The sequence below is a fragment of the Bdellovibrio sp. 22V genome (assembly GCF_030169785.1).
Taxonomy (GTDB): domain Bacteria; phylum Bdellovibrionota; class Bdellovibrionia; order Bdellovibrionales; family Bdellovibrionaceae; genus Bdellovibrio.
On the sequence record NZ_CP125854.1, the window covers coordinates 1,278,818 to 1,299,015 of the forward strand.

21 protein-coding genes are annotated in these 20,198 nt (G+C 46.9%); 6 read left to right on the top strand and 15 right to left on the bottom strand.

From position 1 onward, the window contains the following. Nucleotide 1: 1 nt before the first annotated feature. The 6 genes from QJS83_RS06175 to QJS83_RS06200 form a co-directional block, all read right to left on the bottom strand. Nucleotides 2-1,582: a tetratricopeptide repeat protein gene (locus QJS83_RS06175; RefSeq protein ID WP_284608276.1), complete on the bottom strand. Its 1,581-nt coding sequence runs from the start codon at nt 1,580-1,582 to the stop codon at nt 2-4. Further along, on the bottom strand, nt 1,579-2,373 hold the full coding sequence (locus QJS83_RS06180; RefSeq protein WP_284608277.1) for an outer membrane beta-barrel domain-containing protein: 795 nt from the start codon (nt 2,371-2,373) through the stop codon (nt 1,579-1,581). Before QJS83_RS06180 ends, QJS83_RS06175 begins: the two co-directional genes overlap by 4 nt. Nucleotides 2,374-2,385: 12 nt before the next feature. Next, nucleotides 2,386-3,120 (bottom strand): outer membrane beta-barrel domain-containing protein, encoded by a 735-nt coding sequence (locus tag QJS83_RS06185; RefSeq protein WP_284608278.1) that lies wholly within the window; start codon nt 3,118-3,120, stop codon nt 2,386-2,388. A gap of 3 nt (nt 3,121-3,123) precedes the next feature. Then, a complete protein-coding gene (locus QJS83_RS06190; protein WP_284608279.1) occupies nt 3,124-3,606 on the bottom strand; it encodes a KdsC family phosphatase in 483 nt (160 codons plus the stop codon). A 115-nt stretch (nt 3,607-3,721) separates the two neighbouring features. Then, nucleotides 3,722-4,255 (bottom strand): acyl-CoA thioesterase, encoded by a 534-nt coding sequence (locus QJS83_RS06195; RefSeq protein WP_284608280.1) that lies wholly within the window; start codon nt 4,253-4,255, stop codon nt 3,722-3,724. Between the two features lie 6 nt (nt 4,256-4,261). Then, complete coding sequence (locus QJS83_RS06200; RefSeq protein WP_284608281.1) at nt 4,262-4,684, bottom strand: hypothetical protein; 423 nt, start codon at nt 4,682-4,684, stop codon at nt 4,262-4,264. Between the two features lie 78 nt (nt 4,685-4,762). Between QJS83_RS06200 and QJS83_RS06205 the strand changes: the two genes are divergently transcribed. The 3 genes from QJS83_RS06205 to QJS83_RS06215 are packed head-to-tail and all read left to right on the top strand — an operon-like array spanning nt 4,763 to nt 7,001. Next, nucleotides 4,763-5,536, top strand: a complete 774-nt coding sequence (locus tag QJS83_RS06205) for a basic amino acid ABC transporter substrate-binding protein (RefSeq protein WP_284608282.1) — start codon at nt 4,763-4,765, stop codon at nt 5,534-5,536. Nucleotides 5,537-5,538: 2 nt separating this feature from the next. After that, nucleotides 5,539-6,282, top strand: coding sequence for an amino acid ABC transporter permease (locus tag QJS83_RS06210; RefSeq protein WP_284608283.1), 744 nt, complete (start codon nt 5,539-5,541; stop codon nt 6,280-6,282). Beyond that, the gene (locus tag QJS83_RS06215) at nt 6,279-7,001 is read left to right on the top strand and encodes an amino acid ABC transporter ATP-binding protein (RefSeq protein ID WP_284608285.1); all 723 of its coding nucleotides are present in this window, start codon (nt 6,279-6,281) and stop codon (nt 6,999-7,001) included. The genes QJS83_RS06210 and QJS83_RS06215 overlap by 4 nt, the downstream gene beginning before the upstream one ends. On the opposite strand, the gene QJS83_RS06220 is transcribed toward QJS83_RS06215, so the two are convergent. After that, nucleotides 6,998-8,269 carry an APC family permease gene (locus tag QJS83_RS06220; RefSeq protein ID WP_284608286.1) on the bottom strand — a complete coding sequence of 424 codons (1,272 nt, stop codon included), beginning with the start codon at nt 8,267-8,269 and terminating at the stop codon, nt 6,998-7,000. The genes QJS83_RS06215 and QJS83_RS06220 overlap by 4 nt on opposite strands. Before the next feature lie 218 nt (nt 8,270-8,487). Here QJS83_RS06220 and QJS83_RS06225 point away from each other — a divergent pair, with 218 nt between their 5' ends. Continuing rightward, nucleotides 8,488-9,651 (top strand): AGE family epimerase/isomerase, encoded by a 1,164-nt coding sequence (locus QJS83_RS06225; protein WP_284608289.1) that lies wholly within the window; start codon nt 8,488-8,490, stop codon nt 9,649-9,651. Between the two features lie 28 nt (nt 9,652-9,679). On the opposite strand, the gene QJS83_RS06230 is transcribed toward QJS83_RS06225, so the two are convergent. From QJS83_RS06230 to yihA, 4 genes are read right to left on the bottom strand one after another with little or no spacing between them, the layout of a single operon-like run. Next, nucleotides 9,680-10,660 (bottom strand): KpsF/GutQ family sugar-phosphate isomerase, encoded by a 981-nt coding sequence (locus QJS83_RS06230; protein WP_284608290.1) that lies wholly within the window; start codon nt 10,658-10,660, stop codon nt 9,680-9,682. A gap of 18 nt (nt 10,661-10,678) precedes the next feature. Further along, complete coding sequence (locus tag QJS83_RS06235; RefSeq protein ID WP_350159284.1) at nt 10,679-12,283, bottom strand: CTP synthase; 1,605 nt, start codon at nt 12,281-12,283, stop codon at nt 10,679-10,681. A 53-nt stretch (nt 12,284-12,336) separates the two neighbouring features. Beyond that, nucleotides 12,337-13,077 carry a 3-deoxy-manno-octulosonate cytidylyltransferase gene (gene kdsB, locus QJS83_RS06240; protein ID WP_284608292.1) on the bottom strand — a complete coding sequence of 247 codons (741 nt, stop codon included), beginning with the start codon at nt 13,075-13,077 and terminating at the stop codon, nt 12,337-12,339. After that, nucleotides 13,074-13,649, bottom strand: a complete 576-nt coding sequence (gene yihA / locus QJS83_RS06245) for a ribosome biogenesis GTP-binding protein YihA/YsxC (RefSeq protein ID WP_284608293.1) — start codon at nt 13,647-13,649, stop codon at nt 13,074-13,076. The genes kdsB and yihA overlap by 4 nt, the downstream gene beginning before the upstream one ends. A gap of 155 nt (nt 13,650-13,804) precedes the next feature. On the opposite strand from yihA, the gene QJS83_RS06250 reads away from it, so the two are divergent. Then, complete coding sequence (locus QJS83_RS06250) at nt 13,805-15,034, top strand: sigma 54-interacting transcriptional regulator (RefSeq protein ID WP_284608294.1); 1,230 nt, start codon at nt 13,805-13,807, stop codon at nt 15,032-15,034. Nucleotides 15,035-15,069: 35 nt separating this feature from the next. Here QJS83_RS06250 and QJS83_RS06255 read toward each other — a convergent pair whose 3' ends face one another. Next, nucleotides 15,070-16,053 (bottom strand): flagellar basal body-associated FliL family protein, encoded by a 984-nt coding sequence (locus QJS83_RS06255; RefSeq protein ID WP_284608295.1) that lies wholly within the window; start codon nt 16,051-16,053, stop codon nt 15,070-15,072. 104 nt (nt 16,054-16,157) lie between these two features. Here QJS83_RS06255 and QJS83_RS06260 point away from each other — a divergent pair, with 104 nt between their 5' ends. After that, the gene (locus QJS83_RS06260; protein WP_284608296.1) at nt 16,158-16,790 is read left to right on the top strand and encodes a hypothetical protein; all 633 of its coding nucleotides are present in this window, start codon (nt 16,158-16,160) and stop codon (nt 16,788-16,790) included. Nucleotides 16,791-16,796: 6 nt separating this feature from the next. Here the strand turns inward: QJS83_RS06260 and polA are convergent, their stop codons facing one another. The 3 genes from polA to QJS83_RS06275 form a co-directional block, all read right to left on the bottom strand. After that, nucleotides 16,797-19,367: a DNA polymerase I gene (gene polA, locus QJS83_RS06265; RefSeq protein ID WP_284608297.1), complete on the bottom strand. Its 2,571-nt coding sequence runs from the start codon at nt 19,365-19,367 to the stop codon at nt 16,797-16,799. A 60-nt stretch (nt 19,368-19,427) separates the two neighbouring features. Beyond that, entirely contained in the window at nt 19,428-19,727 is a 300-nt protein-coding gene (locus QJS83_RS06270; protein ID WP_284608298.1) for a helix-turn-helix domain-containing protein, read from the bottom strand. Between the two features lie 99 nt (nt 19,728-19,826). Then, nucleotides 19,827-20,132, bottom strand: a complete 306-nt coding sequence (locus QJS83_RS06275) for a septum formation initiator family protein (protein WP_284608299.1) — start codon at nt 20,130-20,132, stop codon at nt 19,827-19,829. Between the last annotated feature and the right edge of the window lie 66 nt (nt 20,133-20,198).

Consider the following 20,198-nt stretch of genomic DNA (forward strand, 5'->3'; position numbering starts at 1 on the left):
ATTACTCGCAGCTTTGTTTTCCGAGGTAGTGGTAGTTTCCAACTTCATCGAGCCAGTACTCGCCTTGGAACGGATAGTACTCGTAACCGTTTTGGATATAGAACTTACGGTCAATATCCTCGTCGATCTGCTCGCCAATATCTTTGCCGGCAATTTTCTTTTTAATGCTTTCTTTACGTCCCGTAATCATTTCGTAGCGGATGAACCCTGCTTGTTCGTAAAGATCACGCAACTCGACGCGCATATTAAGCAAGTGTGCTTTCACCATGTCACCCACAGCGAACTTCGTATTACGACTGCGGTTTGCTAAGATCTTCAAAGCGTATTGCCCCAACGGAGAAGCTCTGAAAGAAGAGTTTGCTTCCACACGGGCCTTTTCTTGGTTCAATTTATCCAGATAGTGCATAGAACGCTTCACGTCGCCTTGATCGAGGACGTTACGAAGAACGATGTATGGCAAACGCAAATTTGCCGACTTGTCCGTCGTTTTCATGACGTGTGCTTTTTCAACTTCGGCATAGAATGAACTCGCTTCGTTCGTCGACTTCAAGAAGTCACCGATCTTCGAACGAACCGGCCCGTAAGTTTTTTCAAACAGGCTGAGAACCTTCTCCATCTCATCATACTTACAGATGTAGAGGTAAACGATGGCGCGAAGAAGTAAACTCTCCGGCATATAAAAGTCTTCGTAATATGCCGAATGGAGAGTTTGGAAGTTACTAAGAGCGGAACGGAAACGAGCGGAGCGCAACATCGCCCAGCTTTGTTCAAAAACCGCATCATGCCACATCAATGTATCGCGCGGCACTTGTGAGTAAGCTTCAACGGAAGCTTCCCAATCCTGCTTTTGATAAAGAGCGCGGGCAAGACCCATCTGAGCCGCCACACGGTTTGTATCTGTCACCGGGGCTTTACGACGGCCATCCAACATTTTTTGGAACGTGCCAATCGCTAAAGACGGCTGATTCGCTTCAAGCTCCGCCAAGCCTTTATTGTAAAGAGCTTGATAATAGTAGCTGCTGCCATAACCGACTTTGCTGAAAAGTTCGGACGCTTTCGCGAATTCGCGGTTACGCAGTTTGATTTCTCCCAAGCGGAAATGAATCATATCGCGCAAATTACTTGGGAAATCGTTCAAGTCCACACGGGAAATCGCGTAGTTCAGAATCGTGTCGTCACCCAAAGTATCCGCTACGATAGAAAGCTTTTCGATCGCCAGTTTTGAGTACTTGGGATGTTTCATACGAATCACATCAACGAACTGAAATGCCGCTGTTTGATAAAGTTTTAGCTCGATCAACATCGTACCTAAAATGTATTTAATCTGAGGACGCTCTTCAGCAAGTTCGGAACGACGGCTCAAAGAGAACAACGCATTTGCCGCCGCCTCATACTGCCCGCCCTGAGCCATGCGCAAAGCATTGCTCAATTGATTGCGCAATGTCGCTTCGCGCGTCGTTGATGGAGGTGCACGGCGCGACGTCGCGGCTTTCGTCTTCGGTTTCAAGGTTCTGCGTTGTGCCTCGCTGGCTGCAGGCAAAACGAAACTTGTCGCTATGAGGAGAAGTAAAAGTTTCTTCATCGGTAGCTAGCCTCCGGAAAGAACCAACTGATGCCTACAGTGAGGAACAAGTTGTTGAATGAATTCGTCGAGCCATCAATGCCTTTGGCATTAAAGAAGTTCCAACTGAAATCCCAGCGCAAAGCATAGGCCTTGCTCAAAGCGAAGATTTGTCCCGTTGCCAAGTGAATCGTTCCCGCCGCTTCATCCGCTTGAGTCATGGTTGAACCGTAACCCGCAGAGAAATAAAGATCGAAAGGAATGATTTTTTCGTTAAACCAAGTCATCTTCCCGTAGATCGGAATGTACATAAGATCCACACCGACGTAGGACTTCGGATAAACCAGGTTTTCCGTGCTCACGCCCTGAATGTCGCGCAACTCTTCCGTCGTTTGACGTTCCGATGTCGTCAGACCGAAATAGTTCAGCTCAATCCCCCACGTTTCAGAGAGGAAATAGCTGGCCTTTGCCACACCCCCGATCGTATTAAAGAACGGATTGTTGGTAAGAACCGTGGCTCCCCCAAACAACTGGAAGCGGCCCGTTTTCGGCAAGAATCTTTTTTGAATAATGGAAATCTCTTTAAACGGAGCCAAAGTTCCCAAGCCCGAAAAATCCGTCAACGTGTTATCACGAGGGGAAGTCTCTTGATAGCTTGGCGCGGAGTCCGAAATAGGCTGCTTCGCGGGAGTGCCCTTATCGATTTCCAATTCGATAATATCAAGCTCGTCCGTCTCCGCTTGCGCCATCGCCCCCATCGGAGCCAAGAGCAGGAGTGCTAGAAAGATGTATGCGTGTTTCTTTAAGTACATGCTCTAAACTCCTTAAAATAGATACGACAAGCCGACGTCGAGGTTTGTAGTAAACATCACGCGCTCTTCGAATTCGCTGAAATCCGGAGCTGGCGTACCCACTTGCATTTTATTTCCACCCAAGAAAGGAACAGGTCCTTGATTGATGAAAAGACGAAGATCAAATCTCAACGCCCAATTTTTATTGAAGTAAAATTTCTGACCTAAACCACCCGCAATCGCCGGATAAGTTTTATGGTCGTATTGAATCGCGCCCAATGAAGCGGAACCGTAAAGAATCGTATTGAACACCAAAGACTTCGAGAGACTCATCTTACCGTAAAATGCCTTGATGTTGTAATCGGCCATCAAAGTACTTTTTGGCATCGGCGCTTTGGTGAAATCCAGTTTCGTCGCCGGAGTTTGTTCGATCTGCTTTGCATAGTCAGACAAACCCGCCAAGTTATAAGAATACATTAAACCCAAAGCGTGCGATTCGTCGAAATTGTAGTAAAGGCCCAAGCCGAACTTGCTAACGTTCGCGATCGGCTCTGTCATCGCATATCCGTAAAATACGTCCACGTCCCAGCGTTTTGCCGTCACGATGTTGCGGTTTTTAACGCTCACTGCTTTATCGAAAACAGGAAGAACAGACTCTTGCGCCAGTTCTTCAGGTGGAAGCTCGACAACTTCAGCCGCAAAAGCTGCCTTGTGCAACAACAAGGCAAGAACGATGATCATCACGGCTTTGAAACCATTTTTTAGCATGAATTACCTACCTGAGGAAAATGCCCCATGTTTATAGATGTAATCACAAACTTCACGTACCGCCCCACAACCACCAGGTCGACGGGACACATAATCCGCCACTTCTAAAACTTCATCGACAGCTTCCGGCACCGTGGCTCCGAAAGAGACAGCTTCTAACAATGGAATGTCAAAAATGTCGTCGCCGATATAGGCCATCTCCTCTGGAGAAAAGCCGGATTCTTTTTGTAATTGTAAGAAAGAAGGTTCTTTGTCGAGCGCGCCTTCATAGAGGAAATGAATTCCCAGAGATTTCACTCGTGCACGAATGTCTTCGGCTTTACTGCCTGTAATGACTGCGATTTTATATCCCGACTCAATCAGACGTTTTATGCCAACACCGTCGCGAACGGAATAAAAGCGACGCCATTCTTTTCCGTCAAACCACATTCGTGTATCTGTCAGTACTCCGTCGACATCGAGGACCAACATCTTGATATTTTTCAATTTTGAAATTTCTATTCCCACTGAATCATTGTGGGAAAGAATAGACAAGGGAGCAAGTGCCCTACCTTGATACAGGACTTAGGGTTGAGTGACAATCACGACGAACGTCCAGCGCTCACAACCCTAAAGACTTCGAATGGTTCACGTCGGCAGAAATCCAAGATTCAAGATGTTCTGGAAAAGACGGCGCACTCAGTTGTAAGTTTAAAGCCTTCAATAAATCTTGCGGCGCCACGAGCCCGCCCTTTTTACTTAAAAAACGGGCGCGAATCATTCCCAACGCGATGACTTCACCTTTGCTGACAAACTTATGCTCCAGATAAAGATACTTTTCATCCCAGCTTAACAAGCGTGTGCAGAGCTCGAAAGACTGAAAAAGTTTGAGCGACCGGCGAAACCGAATCGTTTCCGAAGCGACCACGGGATACCAGCCGTTCTTTTCGATAACTTCGGCAGCTCCGGCGCGGATCATATAATCAACGCGCGCTAAATCCTGCAATGAAAGATAAACGCCGTTGTTCATATGTCTTAATACGTCGAGATCCGTGGGCCATACCCGAAACGGCGTCGCACACTCCTGCAAGACATCCACTTTACTGCGAAATTTTGAAAACAATAAAATGTGCAAAAGGCGAAAAAATAAATTCATAAGAACCTACTTACGTTCTGATTCCAGTTCTGAAACTCGTTGTTGCAAACGGTACACTTGTTTTTCTAACTGCTGAAGGCGTTCTTGAAGTTCTTTATTCTCTTCAGAGGCTCCACCGGCGACCGCATTCCCCTGCAGGATGCCCGCGCCGATTTCTGCCCGACGAAGATTCATCTCCTGCAAAGCCTCAAGATCCGCATCTTCGACTAAACCGTCTTGTGCGTACTGTTTCTTTAAGACTTTCTGCTGCTCGTGGATCTGTCGGCTGAGTTGCGCCATCTGCTGCAAGTTATGATAGGTATTCTTAAGACGGCTGAAGCGCGGAGGAAACTCTCCTGTGATGACAGAGAACACGACAACGAACATCACGATAGAAATGAAAAGGCTGCGCAAAATGGAGCCGGCAATTTTTCCTAAAGCCTCACGCATGAATACTCCCGAAATGACATTTGACTCAACGGATGCAAAATGGTCAAGTGAGCTAGGACGGTCTAGGCGAGGTGAAATATGAAACGTTGGGCTCTTCTTCTTTGTCTTTTTGCTTTGGGTTGTACAAAAAAATCGGACTCGGTAAAAAGCGAGGCGACGATGCAATCCAAACCGGCTGCTTTAGTCGTTGGTACGGACGCGGCCTATGCCCCTTTTGAAATCGAGAATGCAGACAAAACCATCTCTGGTTTTGACATCGACATTATTAAAGCTGTCGCCGAGAAAGCGAAATTGGACATTGAAATCGTGAATACGCCTTGGGAAGGTCTTTTCACTCAATTGGAGTCAGGTGATCGCGACATTCTAATTTCCGCCATCACTATCAATGACGACCGCAAAAAGGTGATGGAATTTTCCGAACCTTACTTCGAAGCCGTGCAACTGATCGCCGTTCCGAATACGTCAAAAGTGGCAAAATACAATGATCTGAAAAAACTGAAAGTGGGCGTGCAGACAGGAACAACGGGGGACGAAGTGGCCAGCCGTCTTCTTGGCAAGACCAATCCGAACGTGAAAAGGTTCGAATCGACGCCGTTAGCTCTGCAAGAACTTCTGAATGGAGGAGTGGATGCCGTGATCGCCGATAACGGTGTTGTGAATAACTTCCTGAAAAACAATGCGCAAGGTTTCAAGACTATTTCGGATACGAGCTTTTCAAAAGAGTACTACGGAATCGCCGTCCAGAAAGGCAACTTGGATCTTCTGAAGAAAATCAATGAAGGACTTGCCGCGATTAAAGCCGACGGAACCTATGATCGCATTTACAAATCTTACTTCGGCGAGAAGAAATAAGAATGTTCGCTTGGTTTCGCACTGACATCATTGCTGAATATTTTCCTCTCTTTCTTCAAGGTCTTTGGACCACGCTTGAGCTGACTGCTGTCGGTATTTTATTCGGAACTCTCTTGGGACTTCTTCTGGGGCTTGGTAAGATCGCCATGGTGGAACGAGGCCCTTGGAAATGGCCGGTGCGGTTTTTTATCAAACTGCCTTCGCAGATATACATCGGTTTCTTTCGCGGCACTCCTCTTTTTGTACAAATCCTTCTGATCCATTTTGCACTCGTCCCATTGTTAATTCATCCCGAAGACGGTCTGCTTATTTCGGGAGATACAGCACTTTATCTTAAGCGCGAATATGGCGCTTTCATTTCCGGAGCTTTGGCATTAAGTCTTAATTCCGCCGCGTACATCGCGGAGATCTTTCGTGCAGGAATTCAATCTATCGACCGCGGTCAGTTCGAAGCAGCCCGCTCGTTAGGTCTTAATTATTTCCATACGATGAAGTCCATAATCATTCCGCAGGCTTTTCGCAGAATGCTTCCGCCATTAGGAAATGAAGCAATCACTCTTCTTAAGGACTCGTCTTTGGTTTCTGCAATTGGTTTGGCTGAACTCGCTTACGCCGCAAGAACTGCCGCTGGAGCTTATGCCCGTTACTGGGAGCCTTATCTTTTTATCTCGCTGATTTACTTGGTGATCACTCTCTGCATGTCCTATGTCGTGCATGTCTTGGAAAGAAAGTATAAAAACGCATGATTGAAGTAAAAGGCCTGCAAAAGTTTTTCGGAACGAAACAAGTTCTTAAGAATATCGACTGCGAAATCAAGGACAACGAAGTCGTTTGCGTGATTGGCCCTTCGGGATCAGGCAAGAGCACCTTTTTACGCTGCCTCAATGCTTTGGAAACCGCCCAAGAGGGTTTTATCAAGGTAAACGATTTCACAGTCACCGATCCGAAAACGGATCTGAACGATCTCAGAACTCATGTCGGCATGGTCTTTCAAAGATTCAATTTGTTCCCACACATGACCGCCCTTGAAAACATCTGTCTTGCGCCGATGACTATTAAAAAAATCTCGGCGGATGAAGCCAAAGCCCAAGCGCGCGAACTTCTAAAAAGAGTCGGTCTTTCTGAAAAGGAAGAGGCTTATCCGCAAGAACTTTCCGGAGGTCAACAACAACGTGTAGCCATTGCGCGAGCTTTGGCCATGGGTCCACAAGTTCTGCTTTTTGACGAGCCGACTTCCGCATTGGATCCAGAAATGGTCGGCGAAGTCTTGGACGTTATTAAATCCCTGGCTCATGGCGGGAAAACGATGATTGTCGTCACTCATGAAATGGGTTTTGCAAAACAAGTCAGCGACCGTATCTTTTTCATGGATGCGGGACAGATCGTGGAACAGGGTTCGCCTCAGCAGATTTTCAATTCACCGCAAAGCGAACGGACAAAGGCTTTTCTGAGCAAAGTTCTTTAATACTTTTTCTGTACGTATTTGCGAAAAAGAAAAAGTAAGCTGACGACCGCGAAAACAAATCCTCCCAGCAGATACACTTCTTTCGTGAAGAAGAAGAGAAGCGCTATCGAGACCGCCGCAGCAAGACCCGTAATGACTGGAAACTTCCCGATAGACAGAGGCACTTTAAAAGGACGTTCCTTATCAGGCTCGACGAAACGCAAGTGAATCAACGCTAAATTGATGACGGAAAATGCCAGCATTGTTGCAAAAGAAGAAGCGCTTGCAATCACTTCAATGCCACCCACCGGCAGCAGCGACAACGCCAAACCAAAAACCACAATGGACGCCACCCACGGCGTGGCTCTTTTGGGCGATACTTTGGTAAAAACTCCGGGCAGATCTTTTTCTCGGGCCATACTAAAAATCACACGACTGGTCGAGAGCATCGAGATTAAAACCGTGTTCGCCGTCGAAAACATGGCTATCCCTCCCAAAGCGCTCGCCACCAACGGGTTCGTTTTTCTCGTCACGTCACTTAATGGAGCGTCGCTGGCTCCGAGCTCTTGCGGTGTTCCCAAAGCCAACGCGGCTAAACTGACAAGCACATACAAAACAGTTGAAAGCGCCACACTGATAAAGATCGCTTTAGGCAGCTGCTCTTCCGGCTCTTTGGTTTCTTCAATCAAATTCACGATATTTTCGAAACCGAAGTAAGCAAAAATCACCAGCGCCGCCCCTGAAATCATCGCGCCATCGAAGCGAACTTCTGACAAGGCGGCTCCGAACTTTTCCGATTGCGTGCCGACGATGATAAATAAAATCAACCCCGAAAGTTCTATAAGAGTAAAAACAATATTCACCCAGCTTGATTCCTTAATGCCTGCAATATTTACGAGCGTGAAGACTCCTAAAAGTCCCGCGGAAGTGGCCCACATCGGAACGGCGGCGAATTGTTGCAAATAACCCGCGAAAGCGATAGCCACCGTGGTCGCGGTGCTGATTCCCGCAAACACCATCATGGAGCCGCAAACCAAAGCAAAGTAAGGCAAGGAAGGAAAAATACTTTTAAGATAAATATACTCGCCTCCCGTGCGGGGAAACATTGTCGCAAGTTCGGCATAGGACAAAGCCGTTAACGATGCACAAAGCGCCGCTAATAAAAAACTCAACCAGAGTCCTTCTTGTGCAACGCCAGCCGCTTTGCCAATAACGGAGTAAATTCCCGCCCCCAGGATCATCCCGATTCCGTAAAAAATAAGATGCGGCAGATTCAGCGCTTTTTTCATAGGCATGCTCCAAGAATCTTCGCTCTACGCCCGACTGAACAGATGTATATTTAGAATCTGCACAACAACAGAAGCGCGCACGCCGTCAAAATGACTTTTGTTAAGCCTTGACCTCGCAAGAGCTTCGGCCAAAATTGGTAAACGTGGTAAAGATGATAAACCCGGTAGGCCTAGTTACCGAGTTAAAAACGTAAAATGCGAACCCAAGAGAGCTGCAAATGTCTTTAAAATCCGATGCATTAATAGAAAAATCCAAAAACTGGCTGACAGACGACGTCTTCCCTTTGTGGGCGACCCAAGGTATCGATCGCGAGCGCGGTGGATTTATCGAAAGCCTTTCATTCCATGGCGAGCCTCTGGACGTTCCACGCAGAGCCATGGTCCAAGCTCGGCAGATGTACTCTTTTTTAACGGCAGCGAAACTGGGCTGTTATCCAAAAGCTTCTGCTTATCCATTGGTGGAAATGGGCGGACGTTATCTTATCAATAACTATTCCCTCCCATCGGGAGCATTCATCCACTCGATCAACATTGATGGATCAGCAAAAAGCTCCACGCCGGATCTTTATACCGAAGCTTTCGTTCTATTCGCCTTGGCACAAACATACATTGTTGAGCCCAAAGCTGAAATCAAACATCGCGCAAAAGAACTTGTGAAATATCTGTACCGCGAGCGCAAAGTGGCGGGTGGCGGTTTCACCGAAGTCGACGACAAAGGCAACAAGTCTTACAAGTCCAACCCGCACATGCACATGTTTGAATCCGCGATCGCGTGGATGCAAATCGACGGTGATCAAGAGTGGAAAGATTTAGGTCACGACATTATCACTTTGTGCTTGAATAAATTCATCGACAAAAAATCCGGAGTCTTGGGCGAATACTTCGATGAAAACTGGAATCCCATTTTAGTCGATGGAAAGTTTATTTACGAGCCTGGCCATCAATATGAGTGGGCGTGGCTGATGTCTTTATATCAGGATCTGACGGGACAGGACTTAAAATCTATACGTCACCAGCTTTTCCAACTTGCAGAGAAATACGGAGTATCACCTACACGTCATGTGGTCTTTGACGAAATGTGGAGTGATTATACACCGAAACTTCAATCTTCCCGCTTCTGGCCTCAGTGTGAACGCATTAAAGCGGCCGTACGTTTGGGACGAGAGGTAGAGCATGACCATCAAGGCCTTTACATCACAGCCGCGGAAGATGCGATGGTCACTTTGTTTAAATTCTTTGAAACGCCAAAAAAAGGTATGTGGTACGATATGCTTTCAGAAAATGATGAGTTTAATGCAAACTCATCGAAGGCAAGCTCTCTTTATCACATTATCAATGCGATGGAAGAGTTTATCAATTTGCGCCCGCAACTGCGCCCTTAAAAAGCCCGGCGATAAAGGCCTAAAGCCTTTATCGCACCTTCGCTTTCAATAAATCCTGGACATGCAAAATCCCCACAGGCTTACGTGGAGTCGCTGACTCTTTATCCAAGACAAAAAGCATATTGATTTGGAATTGTTCCATCACAAATAAGGCTTTCTCTGCCAGTTCATTGACGTCAATCGTGCGCGGATTTGTTGTCATAAGATCTTTTGCGACACCGGTGAGCGGATCATCACTTTTTTCCAGGCGGCGACGAATTTGGCCGTCCGTAACGACTCCCACCAGATCGCCTTTGTCGTCAACAATACCCGCCGCCCCACGCACATCTTTGTGAGTCATTGCTGAAAACACCTGACGAATAGGCGCTTCAAGGCCGACGGTCGGCAAAGCCTCTCCCGTATGCATCACATCTTTTACGCGCGTTAAGAGACGATACCCCAAACTGCCGCCGGGATGAAACTCCGCGAAGTCTTCAGGACCAAAACCTTTTTCAGCCATCACGGCCATTGCGACCGCGTCTCCCATAGCTAAAGTCGCAGTGCTACTCGCCGTAGGAGCAAGTCCTAAAGGACAGGCCTCTTCAGAAACATACACATCCAAAGTGATCTGTGCTGCCTTGGCCAATGACGAAGTGGTTTTTCCCGTGATCGCAATTAGAGGAATTCCCTTACGGGCGACAAAACGCAGGATCCCTGCAAACTCCGGGGATTCCCCGCCATAAGAAATAGCAATAACGACATCGTCGTTACCGACAATTCCCAAATCACCGTGAGAACTTTCCGCCGGATGCAAAAACACCGCGGGAGTTCCCGTTGAAGAAAAAGTGCTGGCAAGCTTTCTTGCGATCTGACCGGACTTACCCATGCCAGTCAAAATCAACTTTCCTTTGCACTCTTTGATTGTTTTAACAACTTGTTCAAACTCTGCACCCAAGCGATCGCGCAAACCAACGATGGCTTGCGCTTCGACTTCCAGTACTCTGAGACCTTGTTGCACAATTCTAGACATGGGGAACCCTTCCAATACCTATTTCTTCTTCAAGCCTGCTTTTACAAAATGCACGAAGAGAGGATGAGGCGCTAGAGGTTTAGATTTAAATTCAGGATGATATTGTACTCCGACAAACCATGGATGATCGGGAAGTTCCACGATCTCAACGAGATCACGCTCTTTACAGATTCCCGATGCCACCATGCCGTTTTTCTCGAACAACGCTTTGTACTTGTTGTTGAATTCAAAACGGTGACGATGACGTTCCATGATGTTGGAGGCTTTGTAAACTTGCTGCGCGCGGCTCCCCGTCATTAGATGACAAGGGAACGCTCCTAAGCGCATTGTTCCGCCTTTGTTGACGATGCCTCTTTGCTCAACCATTGTATCAATAACAAAATTACCGCTGCGTTTTGTTTCCGCATGGAACTCGCGGCTGGTCGCATCTTTAATTCCGCATACGTTGCGCGCGAATTCAATCGCTGACAACTGCATACCGAAGCAGATTCCAAAAAACGGAACCCGTTTTTCACGAGCGTACTTGATCGCCGTGATTTTGCCTTCCACTCCGCGCGTACCAAAACCGCCTGGAACAAGAATGCCATCCACTTTTCCTAAAAGCTGATGAACGGTTTTATCTGTCACTTTCTCAGAGTCGACGTAAATAATTTCCACACGCGCGTTGTTGGCGATACCGCCATGAACCAATGCCTCATGCAAAGACTTATAGGATTCTTTAAGATCCACATACTTTCCAACAACACCGATTTTGACCGTGTGAGTTGGGTTGCTCAAAACTTTTACAAGGTTTTGCCAGCCCTTCAAATCAGGTTTGCCCGAAGACAATCCTAAACGCGCTACAATCAGTTCATCCAATTTCTCTCGATGTAATGCCAACGGCACTTCATAGATAAAACGGCTGTCTTGCGCGGCAATTACGTTTTCCGCTTTCACTGAACAGAACAAACCGATTTTGCCTTTAAGATTTTCATCAATAACTTTTTCCGAGCGGCATACCAAGAAATCCGGTTGTAAACCGATCTCACGCAACTCTTTCACGGAGTGTTGCGTAGGTTTTGATTTCAGCTCCCCGGCTGCGGCAATGTAAGGAACGTAAGTGACATGCACAAGCACTGAGTTTTCTTGCCCCACATCCAAACGCATCTGACGAATGGCCTCTAAGAAAGGCTGACCTTCGATATCCCCGACGGTCCCGCCGATTTCGACAAGAATGATTTCGCTGCCTTGAGCGGCTTCGTAAATGCGCGCTTTGATTTCTTCAGTGATATGAGGAATAACCTGGACTGTTCCACCCAAATAGTCGCCACGTCTTTCGCGTGACAAAACAGTGTCATAAATCTGACCTGTCGATACCGAATTCGCACGATTCATAACAGCGGATGTGAATCTTTCATAGTGACCCAAATCCAAGTCAGTTTCCGCACCGTCTTCGGTCACATACACTTCACCATGTTGAAACGGCGACATTGTTCCGGGATCGACGTTCAAATAAGGATCGAACTTCATGATGGTCACACGGTGACCGCGAGCTTCCAACAACGAACCTAAGCTCGCTGCCGTGAGTCCTTTGCCAATCGAAGAAACAACGCCTCCGGTGACAAATATAAATTTTTGTTTCAAAGCCTTCTTGGTCGACTTCGCTGTCGACACTTTCGTGGTCTTTCTCTTTGCCATTACATCCCCTGACTTAAGAGTTTTTCGAGTCGTACCAAATCTTCGGGAGTATCCACACCGAGACTTGCTTCCTTGACTCTAATTACTTTGATTCTTGCACCTAAATACAAAGCTCTGAGTTGCTCCAGGCTCTCTGCTTTCTCGATGAGAGCCGGCGGAGCTTCACAGAACCGCTTTAAAAAACTTTTTGAATAAGCATACATGCCAATATGCTTCAGGCACCCTTCATAAGTACCCATGTCGCCGGCTTTTACGCGCGAATAAGGAATGGAGTAACGACTGAAATAAAGAGCTTCGTCGTTATAATTCAAAACAACCTTCACTGAATTCACTGATTGCAATTCTTCTTCGCTGATTGGATGCGCTAGTGTCGCCATATCCATTTTCGGGTCATTGACAAAAACTTGCGCCAAACGATCTACGAGGTCTCCGGTCACTAAAGGCTCATCGCCTTGGATATTGACGACGACATCACAATCCACATTTTGAATCGCCGCATGGATACGATCGCTACCCGTTGGCAGTTCACTGGCTGTCATTGCGACTTTGGCTCCCACAGCTTCCGCTGCCGCTTTGATTCTTTCATCGTCCGTCGCGACAATAAGATCGCTGAGAAGTTTTGATTTCTTAGCTCCTTCAATGGTCCACTGAATCAGAGGGCGACCCTGCAAGTTCACCAAGGGTTTTCCGGGAAAACGTGTGGAACCATAGCGCGCAGGAATCACTCCGATAATCTTCATGCCTTCACCCAGTTTTCATAGATATATTCTTCGACAGCCTCTTGGCCTTCTTTTTTCAAAGCGGAAACCGGGAAGACGGCACTCAAGCCGGAAGTCTTTTTAATTTTCGCCACGGCTTGCAACATTTGACTGCGCGAAAGCTTATCCACTTTCGTAAGAACGACCGCGATAGGGAATCCTTTTTCGTCGGAAAACTTTTTTAGAAGCTCTTCATCGTCAGTCCAAGAACGGCGAATATCCATCACCAGAAGCAAGCCGCAAAGATTCTCGCGAGTCATTAAATACGTCTCGATCATCTTGTGCCACTCCACCATTTCATCACCGGAACGAGCCGCGAATCCATAACCTGGCATATCGACTAACACGTAAGAATTTTCCATATCGAAGAAATTCAACAAACGAGTTTTACCCGGTGTCGAACTCACTTTCGCGACTTTATTTTTTGCGAGGGTATTAATGAAAGAAGATTTGCCGGCATTAGAGCGCCCTGCGATGGCGACTTCAGCTTTACTATGCAAAGGGTAATCTTTTTCGAGGACGGCGCTTTTAATGAACTGAATTGTCTTTGGCATAACCAAGGCTACCAAAGCTCGCCGCTTTTCTCAATTCTCAGAAACAAGACCCACCGAGGATAATCTGCCGAGTCGAAAACCGCCAGCCCCCATTTAATTCGATTTTACCGCGGCAGGACCCTTGAACAGGGGACTTGCTCTATCAGGAGGCACTTATGCAACAACCCTTTCTTAAAATCTTAAGCGAAAACACGAAAACTCTTCCCGTTAGTGAGTTTATGACGCTGGGAAAAGACCCACAATGTCAGATTCAACTCTCGGGCTCACAGATCTCCGACCGCCATGCGCGAATTGAAAGAAAAGATCATGATTTTGTGATCCGCGACCTTCGTTCACTGACAGGCACCTACGTTAACAACGCCCGCGTGATGGAGGCCTTTTTACGTGAAGGCGACATCATTCGCATCGGCGAACAGGAATTCATCTTTATGGAGAAAAACGAAGAGCAAGCGTCCTTCCCGCTGAAGAGCCGCAACGAGGTTTGGAACTCTGAACTGCAAACCTTATCCAACGTGGCGAAAACAGATTTTCCGGTTCTTATCTTGGGCCCTTCGGGAACCGGTAAAGACGTTATCGCGCAAGCGTTGCACGAAAACAGTTTGCGCGAACTAGGTCCTTTTCTCAGCGTGAACTGCAGCGCCCTCAGCGAAACTTTGATTGAGAGTGAACTTTTCGGTCACGTCAAAGGTTCTTTCACCGGCGCCATTTCCGACCGTAAAGGTGCCTTTGAAGCCGCTCGCGGAGGAACCCTTTTCCTCGACGAAATCGGTGATCTTTCTTACAGCTTGCAGGCAAAACTTTTGCGTGCTCTGGAAAACAACGAGATTCGCCCCGTGGGCGCGGATCGCAACGTAAAAACGGATGTGCGCATCATCGCGGCGACTCACCAAAATCTGAGTGAAAAAATCAAGGAAGGCACTTTCCGTGCCGATCTTTATTTCCGCTTGAACGTGGTGACCGTGGCCCCTCCCGCCTTGGAATATCGCATGGAGGACTTCGAAGATCTTCTTTACGGTTTTGCCCGCAACATGCGTGTCCGGTTTTCTTTCGGAGCCATTGCACGAATGAAACAGCATTCCTGGCCGGGAAACATTCGTGAACTTAAAAATCTTGTCAGCAGAGCTGCCGCCCTCTATCCGAAATTACAAATCACCGAAGAGCATATCGAAAAACTGATTGACCGCACGCTGCTTGAAAGACCGGATGAAAATGTCACCAACAACATTCCCGTCATTAAAGAGATTGAAAAACAGATGATTATTAAACGTCTGAGCGCGAATCGCGGGAATCAACGTCGAACTGCGCAGGATTTGGGAATGCCGAAAAGCACGCTGCATGACCGGCTCAAATACTACAATATCGATATTTCCAACTTTAAGCTCTGAGAAAAGAAAAGCCGAAAGTGATCTTTCGGCTTTTTTTATGGCTTCACGATCGCCGTCTTGATAAAAACCCTGCGCACGTAACCTTTAGTCAAAATCTTATTCACTTCTTTGCGCAAGCGTTCACACAAAAGCTGCTTGCCTTCGCCTGAAGCGACTTGATCAAAAGTCATGTCCTCAATGGTTCTTAAGAAAAGGTCTTCCACTTCAGGTTCGCGGTCTTTGATTTCCACAACAACCTCTGAAGCCGCACCTTCAACATAAAACTCGAAAGCGCCCATGGGATTTGGACCTGACTCGGAAGAGCGGCGCAAATTCACCACCATCTTTTTCAGTACTAAAATATTTTGCGAAGCCCGCGTCGACTCGTAAAAAGATTCCACTTCCGTCTTGGGATCATAGGTGTATTTTTGCTGAGCCCAATCCGCCATGGAGCTGATGAAAAGATCCTCTTGGTGCGGCAGAAGGCCTTTCGTGCTGACCCGGTAAAGGACAAACACGGAGGCCGCCGTTACCAGAATCAGTCCAAAAAACGCCAGCTTTTTTACAAGTGTAAAAGACTTAAAAGTCTCAAGACTTGCTCCGAGGCCCGCTTTAAGGCTTTGCAGTTTCTTTTTAAACCACGCACCTAAAAGAGGACCCGCATGACGAATGTTGTAGCGTGCTTGTTCTTTCCATTTAAGCCAACTCAAACGCAGAACCGTACGACGCATTTTAATTTTGTAGGAAATCTTCGGTAAGAATGGAAAAAAAGTCGCGGCTTTCGCTCGTACTCCCGGTGTCGCCTTCCACAGCTTCACTTCGTCAGCGAGTGTGTACTCTAGCTCGGAACCTTCCGCGTAAATTTCGACGTTCGCGGGATCGTCGGGACCGATTTCATTTAAGGAATTGGCAAAGTCAGGGTCTTCCGAGGCGATGGCCTCATCCAACGACTCTAACGAAAGAAGATCTTCGGACGCCTCTTCAGGGGCACCGTCTTTCTTTTCTTCCTCTACTTTGGTCGTATCCTCATTCTCTGCCAAGCTTGTTCTCCCAAGACGATTGTAAGAAAAGAACTTAAGGGGTCGCAAGAACAATTTATAATCTTCTCTGCATCAGCTAGCATAAGGGACTAGGAGTATTAAGAATGAAAGTCTTTGTTCTTTCAGTTGTTAGCGTTTTAGCGATTTCCGGCTGTGCCCAATTTCAAAGATCTTCAGGCAGCGGCTACCGCAGCGAAGTTCAATATCAAGATCAAAATCAGCGTTCCAGCGGTTATGATCGCACGACTCGTCAGACAGCTTACGAGTTGGGAAAAGACCCCAATTCTTTGACTTCCGACGATCTTGACGAAATCAAAACTCGCCAAAAAGTCCGCGAGTTGGAACGCACTCTCAGTTCGAAAAAAGAGCGCGAACAATACTCTAAAGTGTTGCCTTGGCTTAGCAGTGACGAAGAAAAAATCCAGTTTCTTTCTATTCCTTCGATCGAAGGCCGTCAGCAATGGATTAACAAACAAAATATCTGGAGTCGATCTCAAGCGCCGCAAGAAGAGATGAAGGATCTTATCGAGAATCAAGATATCGCTGTCGGGATGCCGCAAGAGTACGTCAAAAGGTCTTGGGGTGAACCGACAAGTGTCGAAGTCTCTGGAAATCCCATTTATAAAAATGAGCGCTGGAAGTACCAGCGCCAAATTTCCACATCCCAAGGGTATCGCAAAGAAACCCGCTATGTTTATTTTGAAGGCGGGCGCGTTGTGGGCTGGGAAACCGAATAGAGGCTCTTAGTGAGCCTCGTCCCAATTATTTCCCATAGAGTAATTTACTTTTAAAGGAACTCGCAGCTGCGCCACATTTTCCATAATGGAAACCAACTGCGGCGTGTACTTAATCAAGTTCTCTTCCGTTTCTTCAAAGATCAATTCGTCGTGCACTTGCAAGACCATGCGCACGGGAACCTTTTCGAAAACTTCGATCATCGCTTTTTTTACTAAGTCACTCGCCGTTCCCTGAATAGGCGCATTGATGGCGGCTCTTTCTCCGAACTTTTTCAAAGCCATGTTCTTAGATTGCAATTCTTCGATATAACGGCGACGTCCAAACAGAGTCTCGACATAACCTTGTTCATGCGCTTTTTTAACCGTGCCCTCGATGTACTCACGCACGTTCTTAAAGCGATTGAAATAACGATCAATGATGTCTTTCGCTTCTCCGCGCGAGATTCCAAGATTCTCGGCAAGACCGAAAGCACCTTGACCGTAGGCGATACCAAAGTTGACAGCCTTCGCCAGGCGACGATGGTTCGAAGTCACATCTTGCAAAGACACGTTAAATATTTCCGCCGCCGTCGCCGCATGAATATCCAAATCATCCGCGAACGCGCGGCAAAGATTCGGGTCTTCAGAAATATGCGCGAGAATACGCAATTCAATTTGCGAATAGTCGACCGACAAAAGTTTCATGCGAGGTGCTGCCACAAAAGCTTTGCGCACTTGCTGGCCGCGCTCCGTTTTGATCGGAATATTTTGCAGGTTCGGCTGCGTGCTCGAAAGACGTCCCGTTGTCGTCAAAGCTTGGTTGAAGCTTGTATGTACGCGGTCATCTTTAGGACTGATCATGCCCGGCAATGCATCCACGTAAGTGGACTTCAATTTAGAGAGTTCACGCCATTGCAACACAAGTTTTGCGATCGGATGATCAAGCCCCAAAAGAACGTCTTCATCCGTTGAGTACCCGGTTTTTGTCTTTTTTCCCGCAGGTAATTGCAATTTTTCAAAAAGGATCACGCCCAGCTGCTTCGGACTTCCGACGTTGAAAGACTCACCGGCTGCCTCATGGATTTGTTTTTCCAAAGACGCCAACTCTTTTGCGAGTTCTTCACTTTGTTTGCCCAAAAGATCTTTATCAATGCGAATGCCCCACTTCTCCATCGCCAGAAGAACCTTGACCAGCGGCAATTCCAATTCTTGATAAACTTTTTCGACGTGCGCGGATTTCATCTGACCTTGCAACGTTGCCGCGAAATTTCTGTGGGCATTGTAAAGCATTGTTGGTGTGGCAAGCTCCGGCAAAGTATCCAACATGTACTTCGTATAAACTTTGTTGAAGTTCGTTGTGTCCCCGGCTTTTAAGGCGTACGCCGCCAACTGCGAATCCCACGCGGCTACTGGAGTGCGCGCTCCGATTTTATGCCACAAAGCCTTCAAATCAAAACCGTACCAACGGACTTGAAAAGTGTCCGTCAGTTTGCCCAGATATTCATAATCAGTAACTTCCAAAATTTCCGTTTCAGTGCCGACAAAAACACCGCGATTGTCGCTGAAGCCCCACAGGTTTTGTTTTTCTTCAAGGAATTCCGCCAGCACACGAGTCGTGATCGAACGCTCTGTATAGGTCTTGTCATCTTTCGCGATCACGATCGTCGCCTGGACTTCTCCTTCTGGAGTCATGGTATCGACAGCGACAACGGATGCAGAAGCTGCAGCGGCCGCTTCGCCGTTACCGTTGATTCCCAAAAGACTCTTTTCAAATGTTTTGAAGTTCAATTCGTGGAATAAAGTTCTTAACTCATCCATTTGCATAGGTTGCAAGCGGTAGGCTTCATAAAGTTCCGGAACTTTGACATCCGTCGAAATTGTCACAAGCTTCTTCGACAAAAGAGCATTGTCTTTAGAAGCAATAAGTTTTTCGCGAACACTTTTGCTCTCGACCTTATCAATGTTTTCGTAAATATCTTCGAGAGTTTTAAATTGCTCCAAAAGTTTGATCGCGCCCTTTTCGCCGATACCTTTCACACCCGGAACGTTATCCGAGGCATCGCCAACGATGGAAAGATAGTCGATGAATTGATCCGGACGAACGCCCCATTTATCGAAAACACCTTTCGCGTCGTATTTGACGTCCTTCATGGTGTCATAAAGCCAAACGTGATCCTGGATCAACTGGCCAAAATCCTTATCGCCGCTCACAATGAAAACTTCCATATCGTGATGACGCCCCCATTTTGTTAAAGAGCCGATGATATCATCCGCTTCATAACCGGGAATTTCAAAAGACGGAACCCCCATAAGCTCCGCTAATTTTTTGATGTAAGGAATCTGTTTTGCCAGATCATCCGGCATCTCGGTGCGGTGAGCTTTATAATCTTCGTAAAGATCTTTTCTAAATGAAGCTTCTTTGCGGTCGTAACAGAAAACCAGATACTCCGGCTTTTCCTCTTTGAAGAGTTTAATCATCATCGAAAGAAAACCGTAAATGGCGTTAACAGGAAGACCCGAGGGAGCCGTCAGAGGTCGAATCGCGTAATAAGCGCGAAAGAACATGGCACTGACGTCAATGAGGTATAGCTTTTTCATAATTTCTCCCAATGCAAGACTCTCTCTTCTAACATTGGGAGATCGAACTGTCGATAGCCCTTATTCCAGTTCTGCTCTCACTCGAGAAAAATCGATTTGCTCGAGAGCTTTTTTATCGCATTCATTCTCAGCAACCGGAGTGAATTTCACTTCATCACAACATGCTTCTGCTTGGCGCAGAATCAACTCCAACTGACCTCTGAGAGACGTGTCGATTTGGCGAGTTCCGTCTTCCATCAACTCCACTTGCTCCGACGAACAGTGCAGGTGACGAGCAAGATCTGATCTGCTCCAGCCAAGGCGAAGTCGCAAAGAGCGAAGTGCTTCTTTATCCCAACTCAATGAATGATTATCGATCATATAAACCCCTAGATTGACTCTAAAAACTAGCAGTTACTAGAGTCGGAATACTAGTTGTATTATAGGCATTTCGCACCTGATAATGCGACGGGCTAAAGGCTATTGTTCAGGAAATACGAATACGAGGTCATGCTCCCCGGCAAGATCCAATTTATCGCGGGCCTGGCGCTCAATAAATGCGGGATCTTTGGCCTGCTTAAGCTGGCCCGAAAGGGACGCAATGTTGCTGCGAGTCTGCTGAATATCGGCGGTGATTCTATCGAAATCTCTATGTAATCCCCAAAGTCGAAACAAGTTTCCGTTGAGCACAATAGAAACTGATAAAACGACAAGGCAGCATACAGCTACTTTGGTAGGGTGATTTAAAAAACGACGAAGGCCGACCGCAAACTGTGTGTAAGACATGAGCTTATTTTAGCTCTCAGTCGCAATAAATGGCTACAGGACTGAGGACCAGTTCGAGAGGACTCT